Below are 14,336 nucleotides of genomic sequence, written 5' to 3'. Positions count from 1 at the left end.
GTATTTTCCGGCTGTTCTCTAGCGAAGAAGCTGACCACCACGAAGGCTGCGCAAAATAGCAGGCCTACCAGCATAACTTTCCGATAGGTGCGTCTGTCTGCGGTGTGAAAAGAACTCGACATAAAAACACTCACTGCAACTTCACACGGAACGCGTGTGTTTGACTAGGGCCGAGGCTAGCGAGTGACTATTTCCGGACGGCTTCGCAGCGAGTGGAAAATGGTTTCGTCGGACCGCCGCCAAAAACAACACCGCGGGCGGGCAGCGCGGGCGACCCCTGCGTCGGCTCCGATCGGCCGGCGCATGACAGACCGCCAAGCCCGGATTCACCGGCGGGCTTCCTACGCCAGAAAACCGATGATCGGCATCGATATCGGGAAGAACTCGTTCCATGTTGTCGGTCACGATGGCCCCGCTCCTGCACCGAAGCCGAGCGCAACCGCTTTTTGCGAGCCTAGTACGTCCTGTTCACGACATCATCCGAGGCGTGCGCTCCTGAGGGCGCTGAGCCGGCGCAGGTATTCGAGACCATCGAGACCGGCGCTGCGCGCTGTCGCCTGTGGAGTGCAAATAGCCTGTTGGCATTTTCCAAATAGTTACGGTTTTGGAAAGAATTGGATTGACGTTGAATTGGCAAATCAATTACGATTCCGAAAGTCAGATTTCCAAAAGGAGCACCTTCGATGAAATACGGCTATGCGCGGGTCAGCTCAAAGACCCAGGACTATGCGGCCCAGGTTGACGCGCTGAATGCTGCCGGCTGCGAGCGGATATTCAGCGAGAAGAAATCCGGCAAGTCCGCCAAGGATCGCCCGGAGTTCAACAGGCTCATGAAGGTTCTGCTTCCCGGCGATACCGTTGTGGTGACCAAACTGGACCGCCTGGCGCGTTCGAGCCGCGACCTGCACAACATCCTGCACGAACTGGAAGCACTCTCCTGCGGCTTTGTAAGCCTTGGGGAGACATGGTGCGACACGACTACGGATGTCGGCCGGCTGATGCTGACGATCATGGGCGGCATTGCCGAGTTCGAGCGCGGGCTGATCCGCAAGCGTTGCGAGGAAGGCATTGAGCGGGCCAGGGCGAAGGGCAAGCAATTTGGACGGCCACAGGCACTCGATGCAGGAGAGAAGCGCGTAATCGCTGATCGCTATGCTGCCGGCAAGACGATTGTTGAGCTAGCCACAGAGTACGAATGCGGCGTCGGCACGATCTGGAGGGCGCTCAACAGCCGCCCTTTCGAGGCAAGCGCAGGGCTCCCACGCGTTCCTGATCGCTGACGATCTGAGCAAATTGTTGACCCACGAGTAAGACGCTAACTACTCTGACTTAATCTCCGCTCCGCAAAAGACGGGCAAGCTCGTTGATGTAGCGCGACGCGCTGGTGGCTTCTTTTGTCCGACCACCATGCCGGAAATTGCCGTTCTTCTTTCCTTTCGGTGCGCCGCCGCGGGCGCCGTGCATCCTACAAACACGATAGCCCCTCACTGCCGGCGATCGGCAGGGCAGGCCAGTGCGCTTGGATTTAGCTCTGCACCTCGGAGCGGCATCACATCGGTGCATGGGGTTGTCGCTCATTTCGTTTTCGGAACCCTCCCCACCCTCACCGGATCACGTCGCTTTATCTCGTCGAGGATTGGCATAGGCGTCCCGGAACCGGCAGCCAGGAGCGCAGGAGATGCGACATTGCGACCGGCACCGGTGGTAACGCTATCGGCAATGATCGCCTGATCGGCAGTGACGTTGTTCGTGGTGACGTGCTTCACCGTGATCTGTTGTTGCCCTCGGCCTCGGTGGTGATCGAGCCGTTCCGTGAGCATCATGACGGTGCGGGCGGCTTTATCCGCCAGCTGCAGATATTTCGTTCGCGCCTCGAAGTATTCCGGTGGTTGTGCCCAGCCCTTCTGATACATCGCCAGCGCGGCCTCGTTCGCCGCCATCAATTGCGCGATCAATATTCCCTCGATGGGATCGGCCGGTGCCATATCCATCACACCGTAAGAGACGGCCAAACATGCTTCGGTGATGCTATCGTTGTTTTTCGAGTGAGCGATCGGCAGCGCGTTGAGGGTTTGACTGTTGAGCCTATTGTTCCATTGGTCCGCCTGACTGCCGCCCAGCAATTTAAACTTGCCCTCTGGTTTATTGGCATCGAGCCTCAGCTTTATTGCGGTCTGATCGCCTCCCTTAGGCTTCTGATCTTTGGGCTTCATCATTCCCCCTCCTGTCATTCACGTCATGTTCCTATTGGTCTGCCGAAGGGGGGCAGGGAGGGTTTTTTGCTCTCCTTGCTCTCCTTTATATAATATCAATAACTTACACATACTGACTGCTCCCCTTCTTGCTCCCCTTCGAAGGCGTGCAAGGCGTGCACTTCCTCACCTGCACCCCTTCCACTGCTCTGCTTCCCTTAGGCAGCGTCATGCTGAGCCTTTGCCATCTCGAGGAACCATTTTCCGCCCAACTTGCCGTCCTCCTTGGAGCAGATCACCCCGAGCTTTTTTCTCGCCCGCTTGAGAGCGCCACTGACCGATATGCCGTGAGCCTTGGCTTCCTCCTCGATTTCGCTGACCGGGACCGGACCATAAGCGAGCCTGCTGCGCAGAAACTCCTCCGCCTCTTGACGCGATGAAGACTTGCCGGAAGAGGCCTCCATCGCCTCGCTAGCCGTGATCTCGACATACTTGGCATCCCATTCGATATGAGGAGCCCAGATTTCCTGATTGCTGTCGGGATCGTGGCCGACCATCCGCACGCCGACCCTGTAGCGCAGGGCGCTCTTGTCCGGCGCAAGGTTGTTCTTGGCTTTCACGAACAGGCGGGCGGTTTCATCCTCGGGATCATCTACCGTGGCATAGACATGCCGAGCTGTCGCCACATAGGCAAGACTGTCGGCAATGCGCAGCATGGCGTTGGTCACGTCGGACTTCTTGTTGAAGTGCATAACGCCGATGACGCAGAGCTTCTTCTCTTCAGCCAACTTCGTGAGGGGGGCAAGAACGGCACGCACATCCGTCGTCGAGGAATTGTTGATCTTTCCGACGCCGAGATAGGCCGACACTGGATCGATAATTACGAGCACGACATCGCCAAGCTCGTCGATTTTCTTTCTCAGTAGCTCCAGGTCGGTCGCCAGATTGAACATCCGCTCTCCGTCCGGGCCCTTCGTCATTCCAACGATTTCGACCTTGTCGAGATTCGCCCCCGCTGCGACGAGGCGCGGTATGACAGTGTCCTCGATATCATCTTCGGCGCTGAACCAGATAGCCGTGCCTTTGGGTGTGCGGCCCTCTTTGCACGGCAGTTCGATGACTTCATCACTGGTGCAGGCGGCTATCAGAGAACAGCTGATTAGTCCCTTACCCTTGTCTGGCAGTCCTCCGATGATAGCCAATTTGCCGATCGCGAACCTTCCGGGCCAGAACCAGTTGATCGCACGCATCGTGTAGGAGGACGCCGGCTTACTAGTCAGTTGGGGCGGCGTCGGCTGAGTGGGATCCGGTGGGGGCACGACTTTCAGCGCGGCCCGCCGCGCCTCAAACGCGGCGGCGGTCGCCTTCATTTGCTCTGGGGTTTGCATTTGTCCTCCCAGAGCTTGCGAAGATAGGCCTCGTCCCTCGGATGCTCGGCAAGCCAACGGGCTTGATAAGTTTGATCCTGGCGCACTACCCAGCCGAAGAATGCGTCTATGGTCGCCTGCGGCGTGCGATATTCCTTCTTCGGAGACGACTCCGGGACAACGGCGGGTGGTAGTTCACCGGTGTGCCTCCAGCGGTCGCGCGGATCGGCCATCTCGACTTGAATGACGAAATCATCAGCGCGCAGGAAGATGATCTCTTCAACGGCGTCGATGCAGGTGCACTTGGTGGATTGCTGGGTACCGCGCTGGCTGTAAAGGGCCGCCTTCGCCCGATGCGCCATTTCAATTTCTTCTGGCGTCAAGCTGTCGGGCTTGATGTGCTTGTTCATCGCGCCCCCCATGTGAGAGAGGCGACGATGCTGATCATTGTCAACCAGAGGGACAGCAGTCCCTCAATGAAGACTTGAGCATCGGCCGGGATTGTGTATCTTCGCTCTTGTTCTGATTGTGCGATCTCCGGGGCTGCCTTTGCCGAGGCGGCCCTTCGCGCGTTTTGGGGGTCAGGCGGCGCCAGCATTGAGCACCCCCATCGAACAACGCTGTGTTACTGGTGTGTCAGTCTTGGCACAGGTTCGTGCATTGTTCTGCAAAACAGCGGTAGCATCGTGCAAGCCAGACGCCTTTTGTTCTTTGTAAGTCATTGATTTCTTGAGCTCCGTATAAAAAGTTGCGGCCTTCGCCAGGGGAGCTGACGAAGGCCGCGCAGTACATCACATCGCGCCTAGGTTCGCGATGCGATGTGGGAGCTCGTTTTATCCGGGCATCTTCAAGTCAGAAGTCCAGGAAACCCGGGTGTCAGAATGGCAGCAATACGTCCAGCACCTGGCTGCCATATCTCGGCTGCTGCACGTCGGTGATCTGGCCGTGGCCGCCATAGGCGATGCGGGCCTGTGCGATCTTGCTTGAATCGATGGTGTTGTCGCTCTGGATGTCCTCCGGTCGCACGATGCCGGCGACGATCAGCTCGCGCTTTTCGAAATTGACGCGGATTTCCTGCTTGCCTTCGACCACGAGATTGCCGTTCGGCAACAGCTGGGTGACGACGGCGGCGATGCTGGTCTGCAGCGTTTCCTGGCGCACGATGGAGCCCTTGCCGTCGTAGGAGGATTGCGAATCTCCGGTGAAGATGCGGTCATTGAAGAGAGTTGCGGCCGCTCCGGTGAGAAGGCCCTTGCCGAAGAAGTCGGTCACGCCCGAATCGTCCGTCGTCTTGCGGCTGCGCTGGGATTCGTTGGCGAAGTTGGCCTGATCGGAGATGCTGACGGTGACGGTCAGGAGATCGCCGACCTGATGGGCGCGCTGGTCCTTGAAGAACGACCGCGAGCCGTTTCGCCACAGCGAATTGGCGTTGTAGGAAACCGCTTCCGGTTTTGGCATCGGCATCTGCACCGGCTTGTAGCCGGGCCTTGCCGTGGGATTGTCGATTTCCGTGAGTTTTGGCTGCTCGCCGATCTGTGAAAGTCGGTCGACCGCAGAACATCCGCCTGCGATGCTGACGATCGTCAGCAAGGTGCCGGTGAGTGCGATACGATTGATACTGGCTGTCAACATCTACGTTTACTCGGCTTTTGGAGAAGTCTGCGTGTTGGTAGTGGCGGCGACCGAAACCGGCGCGGCCGTTTCGGTTGCTCCGGTGGTGGATGTTGCCTCGGTGGCGACGGGAAGCCGCGGCGCGGCGACCGCGATAGCGACCTGTCCGCGGCCGATGACGACACCGGATACGGCGCGCTTCGACTGCAGGTTGAGAACGCTGACCGTGTCGCCTTCGCTGCCGCTGTCCAGCGCCTTGCCGCGCATGGTGAGATAAAGGCCAGCAGTCTCGTAGATTAGCGTCACACCATCGTCGCGCTGCACCAGATCGGGCTTGCCGAGATCGGCAAGTTTGAGCACCTGGCCGGCACGAAGCGGCTTTCGCATTTGCATGCCGACGGCCTGACCACGCGCCGCCACGTCGCCGACGATTTCCGGTTTCGGACGCCGCTCGTTGACGACATCGGCGGATTTGAGGACCTCGCCGCGCTCGACATTGCGCGTCAGCACGGCCACATCAGCGGTTTCGATCGCAACCCCGGTGAAGCGCAACCGCGCTCGCGCGGACGAGACCTCGCTTTCGATCTCGAAAGTGATGTCGAAGCGGCCGTTGCGCGGCTCATAGCGCACCAACGCCGCTTGCATGGCGCCGCTGTTCGAGGCTTCCAGCCTGAGGTCGGCAACCTCTCGGTCGAACGTCAGGCTGAGGTTGGCGGCATCGCCCAGGCCCTTGCGGTGTTCCAGCGCCTGCGCGACGCGGGATTCGATTTCCTTGCTCGCGATCGTTCGCGCCAGCCGCGTGACCGAAACCGTCTTGATGTCCCTGGTGTCGACGCCGATGACCTTGTGCGTCTGCAGCGCGGCGATCACCTGCGCGGTCGGCAGCGAACCGGTGGTGCCGAGATCCGGCGCACGATAAATCGCGATCTGGGCGGCCGTGCCGGCGTTCTCGATCATGTCGCCGACCCGCACGATATCGCTTTGCACCGTGACATCGGCGCGAAGCACCGGAACCGCGATGGTGTCCTCGCGCGCCTGCGCCAGCGCCGTCGCCGGAACGGCGAGGAGCAGGGCTGCGGCAAGGAGAAGCGAACGTGCAGTCATCGTCTTCTCCCTCAGCGGAACAGCGCGGTGGTCGATTGCAACATCTGGTCGGCGGCGCTGATCACCTTCGCGTTCATTTCATACGCGCGCTGGGCAGCAATCAGGTCCGACATCTCGGAGACGACATCGACATTGGCCTGCTCGAGGCTGCCCTGGTTGATGGTTCCAAAACCTTCGGCGGTGGCCAGACCATCCTGCGGCGGGCCGGACGAGGGCGTGTCGATGAAAAGGTTATTCCCGACCGGCTGCAGGCCGCCCTTGTTGACGAAGCGCGTCAGCCCGATCTGGCCGATCACGGTAGAAGTGTTTGCGGCTCCGGGCAGGGTCACCGAGACCTGGCCTTGCTGGTTGACGGTCAGGCCTGAAGCATTTTGCGGTATCGTGATCGTCGGCTGTACCGGATTTCCCTGGGCGTTGACGATACGGCCCGTGTTGTCCATCTGAAACGTGCCGTCCCTGGTGTACTGGAAGGTGCCGTCGGGCATCTGGATCTTGAAGAAGCCTTCGCCGGTTATCGCGAGGTCGAGATCGTTGCCGGTTTGCGAAAGCGTTCCCTGCGTCATCTGTCGCGGCGTGCCGACGGTTTTCACGCCGCCGCCGATATCGATGCCGACCGGCAGGATGGTGCCCTGATCCGAGGCCTGCGCGCCGACCCGGCGGATGTGCTCATAGATCAAATCCTGAAAGGCCGCGGTCTGCCTCTTGAAGCCGGTGGTGCGAAGGTTGGCGATATTGTTGGAGATGACCTGGACGTTAAGTTCCTGGGCCGCCATTCCGGTCGCAGCAGTATGAAGAGCTTGCATGGATGGTCTCCTGAAATACCGCTAGGCCGGAACGTCGGCGAGTTGCTGAATTGCGGTCTTCTGCAAATCGTTCTGCTGCTGCAGCAGATTCGAGATCGCCGTGTAGGCTCGCGTGACGTCCAACATGCGCCCCATTTCGGCGACCGCGCTGACGTTGGATTTTTCGATGTAGCCCTGGCGCACCACCGATTTGGTGTCGACCTGCGCCGCGCCCTGGTCGGCGGTGAAGAGGTTGAAACCCTCTTTCTGGAGGCTTTGCGGGTCGGCGAAGCTGACGAGACGCAACTTGCCGCGGATCGAATCCGTCCTGACGTTGCCTGCCACCGCCGTGATGGTGCCGTCGGGCGTGATGTTGATGTCGTGATCGGTCGGCTGGAAGGTGATCGGACCGCCGGTGCCGAGCACCGGGTTGCCGGCGACGGTCACGAGCTGGCCCTGATTGTTCAGATGCAGGCCGCCGTCACGGGTATAGCGCTCGCCGGCCGCCGTCTGCACCACCAGGAAGGCGGAGCCGTCGATGGTCACGTCGAGGGGATTTTTGGTCTCCTCGACCGGGCCTTGCCTGAAATCGTGAAAGGTACCGCGATCCTGGACGTAGCTGACGCGGCGATCGAGCCCGACGAAGTTGTCTTCGTGCGCCGGCGTGTTGAGGAATTCCTCAAACAGCGTGTTGTCGGCCTTGTAGCCTGCGGTATTTACGTTCGCGATATTGTTGGCAATGACACCCAGCTGCCGGTCAAGCGCTGTTTGCCGCGAAAGTCCGATGAGAAGCGCATTCTCCATCGCTCGTTCTCCCCTGAACGATCCGCGAGCCGTTGCCCTCCCAGGCCTGACTTCGCGGATCCTTTAAACCGCCAAGGCTCTCCCAAGCCGCGGTTCGCTGAAGCACACAGCGAAAGCCGTGCCAGTCTGGAAAGCTGCTCTCTTTCAATGAGTTGGATGTCGGGATGGGAGTCGGCCCGGGCGGCAATAAGGTCTTGTTGACCATGTTTGCCCGGCAACTTTTTCCCAGTTGCGGGACAAAAGAAAGATTCCATTAACCATTGCTACCTTAGCGTCTCGATCAAGAGCGCCGGCGGTTTTGTATCGCGTCATCGGGCCGCCTGCCGGCATCGAAATCCTCAGAAAGATCGCAACCGGGCGGGCGATGGCAGATAACGAACAGGCAGAAGCTGGCGCGGTTGCTGAAGCCCCCAGGCCAAGGGGCAGACTCAAGCTGATCATCGCCGCGGTTGCGGTGGTTGCCATCATCGGCGGCGGCGCGGGCTGGTTCTTCCTCATGCGGCACGGCGGCGAAGAGATGCACGCTGAGGCGATGGCGCCGCCGAAGCCGCCGTCCTATGTCGAAGTCCCGGACATGCTCGTCAATCTGGCGGGACAGCCCGGTGACCGCGTGCAATTTCTCAAGGTCAAGCTCGTGCTCGAGGTCAAGGAAGAGAAACAGGCCGAGGCGATAAGGCCTTCGCTGCCGCGCGTTATCGACATCTTTCAAACCTATCTGCGAGAGCTGCGTCCGAGCGACCTGAGCGGCTCGGCCGGCCTGTTCCGCCTGAAGGAGGAGCTGACCCGACGCGTCAACCTGGTGCTGTCGCCGTATCAGGTCAGCGCCGTGCTGTTCAAGGAAGTCGTCGTTCAGTGACGGGACGGATCTAGAATCATGGCGGGCAACGATCCAGTCGATCAGGATGCAATAGCGGCGCAATGGGAGGCCTCGCTCGGCTCCGAGGATCCGGCCAAGGCTGCGGAAGCGGCGGCGGCCAACGAGCTCACCGAGACGATGGCGCTGCAATGGGCCGCCATGGTCGAAGACGGCAGCCGCGATTTCGGCGGCGGCAAGAACGGCGGCGAGCGGGTTCTGTCGCAGGAGGAGATCGACAACCTGCTCGGTTTCAATGCCGGCGAAGTCAATCTCGACAACAATTCCGGCATCCGCGCGATTATCGATTCGGCGATGGTCTCCTACGAGCGTCTGCCGATGCTCGAAATCGTGTTCGACCGCCTGGTGCGGCTGATGACCACCAGCCTTCGCAACTTCACCTCCGACAATGTCGAAGTCTCGCTCGACCGCATCACTTCGGTCCGGTTCGGCGACTACATGAATTCGATTCCGTTGCCGGCGGTGCTCTGCGTGTTCAAGGCCGAGGAGTGGGAGAATTTCGGCCTGGTGACGGTGGATTCCAGCCTGATCTATTCGATGATCGACGTTCTGCTCGGCGGCCGCCGCGGGCAAACCTCGTTGCGCATCGAGGGCCGTCCCTACACGACCATCGAAACCAATCTCGTCAAGCGGCTGGTCGAAGTGGTGATGGCGGATGCCGAACAGGCCTTCCGGCCGTTGTCGCCGGTCACGTTCACGATCGACCGGCTGGAGACCAACCCGCGCTTTGCCGCCATCAGCCGGCCCGCCAACGCGGCGATCCTGGTGCGCTTGCGCATCGACATGGAAGACCGCGGCGGCAATGTCGAACTGCTCCTGCCCTATGCGACCATCGAACCGATCCGCAACGTTCTGTTGCAGATGTTCATGGGCGAGAAGTTCGGCCGCGATCCGATCTGGGAAGGCCATTTCGCCACCGAAGTCGCGCAAGCCGAGATTGCCGTCGACGCCGTCCTTTACGAAGCCGATATCCCGCTCAAGGAATTGATGAAGCTGAAGGTGGGCGACACGCTGCCGCTGGACATGCGGGCCGATGCGTTGGTGGCGGTGCGATGCGGGAATGTCACCCTGACGGAGGGGCGGATGGGCCGGGTGGGGGATCGTGTGGCCATCCGTGTCACCAAGCAGCTGCGCAAGCCCAATACCACCTTCGCGATGTTCGAGAAGGCCGACGAGCAGACAAAGATGATGGAGGCCCAATGAGTCACTTATTCGGGGTTGCGATCGAGAGTCTCGTGGCGATTTTGCTCGTGGTCACGATCGGTTATTGCATGCTGTTGAACACGCGCCTGAAGCGGCTGAAGGCCGACGAACATTCGCTCAAGGCAACGATTGCGGAATTGATCACGGCAACCGAGATCGCCGAGCGGGCGATCGGCGGCCTCAAGCATACGGTGCGTGACGTCAACGAGAATCTCGGCAATCAGCTCAACTCGGCGAGCGAGATGTCCCTGCAATTGAAAAAGCAGCTGGCCGAAAGTGAAAATGTGGTGCGGCGGCTATCCAGGATCGCGGTCGCCGCGCGGCCGCCTGAGCCGCAGCCGGCGACGCCGGAGGCCACCCCCGCCAAGGCGGTCGCCGCGGCAGCCCAGGCTTTCAGCGACCGCAGAAGGTCCAATGGCCTTGCCGCATGAAATCATTTCGTGACATTCGCGTCCTTCCAGTCGTCCTGGTCGCGATTTTCGGCCTTGCGGTGCTTAAGGTCGCAGGCCTCGTGCTCGACGGCGGTTATGTGTTCGATTACCGGCCGGAATCGACCCAACCGTCATGGGCGCAGGAAACCTTCAACTTTCCCGGCAGAAACAGGCCGGAAACCGCTGACATCACGGGCTCGGTAAAGGAGAAACCGAAGGAGGAGGCGGCTGCCAAGATGGCGATGCCCGATGTCGGGAAGGCCGAGCCCATGCGCGCCGAGCAGCAGCCTCAAACCGTCTCGCCTTCCGAGCGCGCCATCCTCGAACGCCTGCAGGCGCGTCGGCAGGAGCTCGAAACCCGCGCGCGCGAGATCGACATTCGCGAGAGCCTCCTGAAGGCCACCGAAAAGCGCGTCGAGGCGCGCGTGGAGGAGTTGAAGGCGATCGAGTCGCGGATCACCACGGCTACCCAGCAGAAGAACGAAGCCGAGGTGGCGCGCTTCAAGGGGATCATCACCATGTACGAAGGGATGAAGCCGAAGGATGCCGCCAAGGTGTTCGACCGGCTGGAAATGCCGGTGTTGTTCGAGATCGCCTCCCAGATCGCGCCGCGCAAGATGGCCGACATTCTCGGACTGATGGCGCCGGAAGCGGCCGAGCGCCTCACCGTCGAAATGGCGCGCCGCGCCGGGACCGACAAGTCCGCCACCATGGACGATCTGCCGAAGATCGAGGGCAGGATGCTGGCGCCGCAAAAGGCAAATTAACGGGGATATTTAACAGCTCCGTAAATGCGCTTATCCAACAGCGCCCCTTAACGGACTGATCAACTTACAGTTTCTTGAGTGTCCCGTTCCGCGTTCCCAGCGCGTTCCTAACTTTTGTTTACGACCCGTTCTTCGCCCGGAATTGCCGTCGTGCCGCCATCACATTCCGATGGACCTGCATATCGACAACGCCGCGCTCATAGTAGATCGGCGTCAGCATGGCCTGCCAGCCGGCGCCGATCATCCTGTGATGCCCCCGACAGCCGCGCCTCGGTGATGCCGCCAGCACGGGTGTCGCGATTCCAGATTTCCTTCGGAATGCCGGCCGCCTCATAGTCCTTCCGCCAGCCTTCGTTGAAGGCCTTCGGCCGGTAGGGCAGGCCGGTGCTGCGGTTGATGATCATCGGACCTTCGCGGACGGCGTCATGCGCGAGTTCCTCGACCACCATGTCGCAGGCCGACAGGTCGTAGGTGATTTCGACCGCCGTCGAGTCTTCGGTCTTGGTTGGCCGGATCCTCAAGACTCCGTCCTTGATGTCGGACCAATGCGGTCCGACCCATTTGGTGAACCCGTCGATCACGGCGGACGGTTTCGGGTCCGACAATGGCAACCAGACGCCAGTGAAGTCCCATTGCCGGGCGGTCGTCTCGAACTGCAGAGCGTAGACGAGGGCCCGCTCCGGCGCCCCGTGCTTGTGCGCAGCAAGCCGGGCGGCAATGATCTGCTGCGGCGTCGGCGCCTGCTTGCGGTGCTTCGGCTTGGGAAATTCCAGTTCAGCCAGAACGTCCTGAAACTCTTTCACGCCATCGAGCCGGCAGATCACGCCGAATGACACCGCTGCCTTCAACACCGACAGAGCCATGTTGGCCGCCGCAAGCTGGTCGCGGCCATCTACACCGACACGCCACTCCGCGAACCATTCCTTCACGTCGAGTCCGGTGGAGTTGTTGAGCGTGAGTGGTCCGATGTGCCGGATCATTTTGCGCAGGTAGACGAGATACGATCGCCGCACATTCGGCTTGATCTCGTGGAATGTGCTTTTCGGCTGCGTCTGGTAGCGCTCAAAGAGATCGCGGAATGTGCCATTGAATTGCTTCTCCGGCATCTTTCCTTGACGCATCCATAGATTCATTTCGGCCTGACAGCGCTCCGCCTTTGCCTTCAGCAAGTCGGGGCGGTCGGCATACATGGTCAAGTTCACCGACTTCACCGGATAGCCGGCCTTCACCGCTGCCTCGTTTGGCAGCCAATACCAGGCCGTTCCGTCAGTGCGCTTGCGCGACTTTAGGCCGTGCGGGTGGTCTTTGTTTCGTGCCATGGCCCTCTTTGCTCCCGTGACGAGGACGCAGCCGTGACCTGCTGGTCGCTTTCGATGAATTTTCGGACAAGTCGTTTAGGACGGCCGCCCCAGAACGGATCCACTTTCGGCATTCCGTCGATCTCGCGCAAGTCGGCAAGAGCGCGGAACTGTTCACGCTTCTTTTTCCCAAGTACGACTTCCCCGATCTCCTCGTCATCAGGATATTCGGGCAGATCGTCCCATGTGAGAGGATCGCGGGTCATGAGGCCTCGGTGTAGGGGAGGGGGCCGGACATCAGCCGACCGCCCCCTCCAGACGCACACTCCGCTCCTTTGCGAGGCGCTTGACCTGCGCTTTGGTGCGTTCGCTCCAAGCGTAGTGCCTCTTCGGCTCGCTCCACTTGCGGCCGAGTTGACATCCGCAGGGACATTCTGCCCATGCGCCGGACTCGACCCATTCAGGCGGAATCCAAAACCTTCGGAAGCCGTTGTGGGTGACATGGTTGTGTGCCGGCAGATAGTCCTTCGGGATCCGGCCGCCGTAGAGCTGTTTTCGGTCTTTGGCCATGAGGTATCCATTGAGCACTCGGCCCCGCCAAGGCCCAGGTGCATCAGGGTTTGCATTCCGCAAAACGCCGAGGCTCAATGGAAGCCGGGTTTTGCACCACTCGCTTGGCGACGAGGGGGATTCAGTTACGGTCTACTATCGATCGGCGAGCACCCTATATTTTTGGCGCCGGTCACCGGCCGGTTATCCACGTCCGTCTTGGAAATCGGCCACGAGCGAATCCGTGGGGAGTTCGGTCCGTGCATTTTATCCGATTTTGCCGAACCGCAAGCGGATGCGCGAACCATTGTTGAATTAAACTATCCCCATATTATCGGCATTTAAGTGTATGAACGGCATCACGACGTGGCGAACTGATCCGATCGCCATCGCATCTACATTTTTGGGTATGCACACGCGATTCAGACTCAGGTCAAACCATGGCGAAGCAAGGACGGAAACTGAATCAAGCTCTCGGAAGGCCTGGTGGTTGCTGCCAAGAACGCTGCAAAAGCCGAAGCCACCGAAAAAGGGCTTCCGCGGTGCATTTTTGGAATCCGCCCTTCTGCGGCGATCTCGACATGAGAATCGCCGGCGACGGCACGTGGTATTATATGGGGACGCCGATCGACGATCCTCAAGCGCGAGAACGGCAAGCACTTTCTCGTGGCGCCGGTCGAGAAGGTCGGAATCCGGGGGAAACAAAAACCCGCCGGCATGACGCGACCGGCGGGCTTCTTATCAAACGTCACGGCCGCGACGTCAGTCTGTTGGTTGTTGTCTAATCGGAGGCTTTGGTCATTCCTTTGCTCGGATCATCCGCCGGGTTGACGTAGGTGATCGCAAAAGGCCCGTTGCCGTGAATTTGCACAACTGTCCCACCGTCAGTCCAGCCATAGTGGCGCATGCCCGCAGGCACCGCACCAAAACCACCCGCATTGAGCACCAACCCTTTTTGCATGTCGAGTTTGTCACCCATGCCGACGTGGAAATCACCCGAAATCACGGTGACGGTTTCATCCTTCGGATGATAGTGAGCAGGGACTTTGTAGTTCGCAGGCATTTTCAGCCGAACAACATACGGCCCGTCCGACGCTGGGTTACCAGCAAGGACGGCGATTTGGGCTCCTGCGGGTATGTTCGGAGGGGCAGGCCCCCATTTTACCTCATCTGCATTGATCGGCGGTTGCATATCTTGAGCGAATGCAACCGCGCCTATCGTTGCGATTATTGCACCGCCCGCCAGGAGCAGCGTCAACGTCGATCTGCGCATTGCGACCTCCCTCGGATAATCAATGCTTCAGATTAGCATACGACCGCGTGTTCGTCTCTGCGAACGTTCCAACAACTGAGC

The 14,336-nt window shown here is 60.1% G+C and carries 16 protein-coding genes and 1 pseudogene; 6 read left to right on the top strand and 11 right to left on the bottom strand.

Annotation, left to right across the window (positions count from 1 at the left end):
* Positions 1-683 precede the first annotated feature (683 nt).
* Positions 684-1,280, top strand: coding sequence for a recombinase family protein (locus VNX23_RS23615; RefSeq protein ID WP_325633987.1), 597 nt, complete (start codon positions 684-686; stop codon positions 1,278-1,280).
* 294 nt (positions 1,281-1,574) lie between these two features.
* Here the strand turns inward: VNX23_RS23615 and VNX23_RS23610 are convergent, their stop codons facing one another.
* The 7 genes from VNX23_RS23610 to flgF all read right to left on the bottom strand — a co-directional run bounded on the left by VNX23_RS23610 (position 1,575) and on the right by flgF (position 7,860).
* Positions 1,575-2,216 carry a hypothetical protein gene (locus tag VNX23_RS23610; protein ID WP_325633986.1) on the bottom strand — a complete coding sequence of 214 codons (642 nt, stop codon included), beginning with the start codon at positions 2,214-2,216 and terminating at the stop codon, positions 1,575-1,577.
* Between the two features lie 194 nt (positions 2,217-2,410).
* Positions 2,411-3,562 (bottom strand): AAA family ATPase, encoded by a 1,152-nt coding sequence (locus tag VNX23_RS23605; RefSeq protein ID WP_325633985.1) that lies wholly within the window; start codon positions 3,560-3,562, stop codon positions 2,411-2,413.
* Positions 3,559-3,969: a hypothetical protein gene (locus VNX23_RS23600; protein WP_325633984.1), complete on the bottom strand. Its 411-nt coding sequence runs from the start codon at positions 3,967-3,969 to the stop codon at positions 3,559-3,561. The genes VNX23_RS23605 and VNX23_RS23600 overlap by 4 nt, the downstream gene beginning before the upstream one ends.
* 466 nt (positions 3,970-4,435) lie before the next feature.
* Positions 4,436-5,191, bottom strand: a complete 756-nt coding sequence (gene flgH, locus VNX23_RS23595) for a flagellar basal body L-ring protein FlgH (RefSeq protein ID WP_325633983.1) — start codon at positions 5,189-5,191, stop codon at positions 4,436-4,438.
* 6 nt (positions 5,192-5,197) lie between these two features.
* Positions 5,198-6,274, bottom strand: a complete 1,077-nt coding sequence (gene flgA, locus VNX23_RS23590; protein ID WP_325633982.1) for a flagellar basal body P-ring formation chaperone FlgA — start codon at positions 6,272-6,274, stop codon at positions 5,198-5,200.
* A gap of 11 nt (positions 6,275-6,285) precedes the next feature.
* The gene (flgG, locus tag VNX23_RS23585) at positions 6,286-7,077 is read right to left on the bottom strand and encodes a flagellar basal-body rod protein FlgG (RefSeq protein ID WP_325633981.1); all 792 of its coding nucleotides are present in this window, start codon (positions 7,075-7,077) and stop codon (positions 6,286-6,288) included.
* A gap of 21 nt (positions 7,078-7,098) precedes the next feature.
* Positions 7,099-7,860: a flagellar basal-body rod protein FlgF gene (flgF, locus tag VNX23_RS23580; RefSeq protein ID WP_325633980.1), complete on the bottom strand. Its 762-nt coding sequence runs from the start codon at positions 7,858-7,860 to the stop codon at positions 7,099-7,101.
* Between the two features lie 364 nt (positions 7,861-8,224).
* Here flgF and fliL point away from each other — a divergent pair, with 364 nt between their 5' ends.
* The 4 genes from fliL to VNX23_RS23560 are packed head-to-tail and all read left to right on the top strand — an operon-like array spanning position 8,225 to position 11,135.
* Positions 8,225-8,716: a flagellar basal body-associated protein FliL gene (gene fliL / locus VNX23_RS23575; RefSeq protein WP_325633979.1), complete on the top strand. Its 492-nt coding sequence runs from the start codon at positions 8,225-8,227 to the stop codon at positions 8,714-8,716.
* 18 nt (positions 8,717-8,734) lie between these two features.
* Positions 8,735-9,937 carry a flagellar motor switch protein FliM gene (gene fliM, locus VNX23_RS23570; RefSeq protein WP_325633978.1) on the top strand — a complete coding sequence of 401 codons (1,203 nt, stop codon included), beginning with the start codon at positions 8,735-8,737 and terminating at the stop codon, positions 9,935-9,937.
* Positions 9,934-10,368: a DUF6468 domain-containing protein gene (locus tag VNX23_RS23565; protein ID WP_325633977.1), complete on the top strand. Its 435-nt coding sequence runs from the start codon at positions 9,934-9,936 to the stop codon at positions 10,366-10,368. The genes fliM and VNX23_RS23565 overlap by 4 nt, the downstream gene beginning before the upstream one ends.
* Positions 10,365-11,135 (top strand): flagellar protein FlbB, encoded by a 771-nt coding sequence (locus tag VNX23_RS23560; RefSeq protein ID WP_325633976.1) that lies wholly within the window; start codon positions 10,365-10,367, stop codon positions 11,133-11,135. The genes VNX23_RS23565 and VNX23_RS23560 overlap by 4 nt, the downstream gene beginning before the upstream one ends.
* 197 nt (positions 11,136-11,332) lie before the next feature.
* Here VNX23_RS23560 and VNX23_RS23555 read toward each other — a convergent pair whose 3' ends face one another.
* Genes VNX23_RS23555 through VNX23_RS23545 form a run of 3 tightly spaced genes read right to left on the bottom strand, consistent with a single transcriptional unit; the run spans position 11,333 to position 13,003 of the window.
* Positions 11,333-12,454 carry an integrase gene (locus VNX23_RS23555; RefSeq protein WP_325633975.1) on the bottom strand — a complete coding sequence of 374 codons (1,122 nt, stop codon included), beginning with the start codon at positions 12,452-12,454 and terminating at the stop codon, positions 11,333-11,335.
* The gene (locus VNX23_RS23550) at positions 12,421-12,699 is read right to left on the bottom strand and encodes a hypothetical protein (protein WP_325633974.1); all 279 of its coding nucleotides are present in this window, start codon (positions 12,697-12,699) and stop codon (positions 12,421-12,423) included. The genes VNX23_RS23555 and VNX23_RS23550 overlap by 34 nt, the downstream gene beginning before the upstream one ends.
* 31 nt (positions 12,700-12,730) lie before the next feature.
* Positions 12,731-13,003, bottom strand: coding sequence for a hypothetical protein (locus VNX23_RS23545; RefSeq protein ID WP_325633973.1), 273 nt, complete (start codon positions 13,001-13,003; stop codon positions 12,731-12,733).
* 419 nt (positions 13,004-13,422) lie between these two features.
* Here VNX23_RS23545 and VNX23_RS23540 point away from each other — a divergent pair.
* A pseudogene (locus VNX23_RS23540) lies at positions 13,423-13,693 on the top strand (DUF1285 domain-containing protein); the annotation flags it as partial.
* A 70-nt stretch (positions 13,694-13,763) separates the two neighbouring features.
* On the opposite strand, the gene VNX23_RS23535 reads toward VNX23_RS23540, so the two are convergent.
* Positions 13,764-14,255, bottom strand: coding sequence for a cupin domain-containing protein (locus tag VNX23_RS23535; protein ID WP_325633972.1), 492 nt, complete (start codon positions 14,253-14,255; stop codon positions 13,764-13,766).
* Positions 14,256-14,336 lie beyond the last annotated feature (81 nt).

This window comes from Bradyrhizobium sp. (assembly GCF_035570375.1).
Classification (GTDB): Bacteria; Pseudomonadota; Alphaproteobacteria; order Rhizobiales; family Xanthobacteraceae; genus Bradyrhizobium.
The sequence above is the reverse complement of the archived record's forward strand: the minus strand, read 5'-3'. Positions and strand labels throughout refer to the sequence as shown.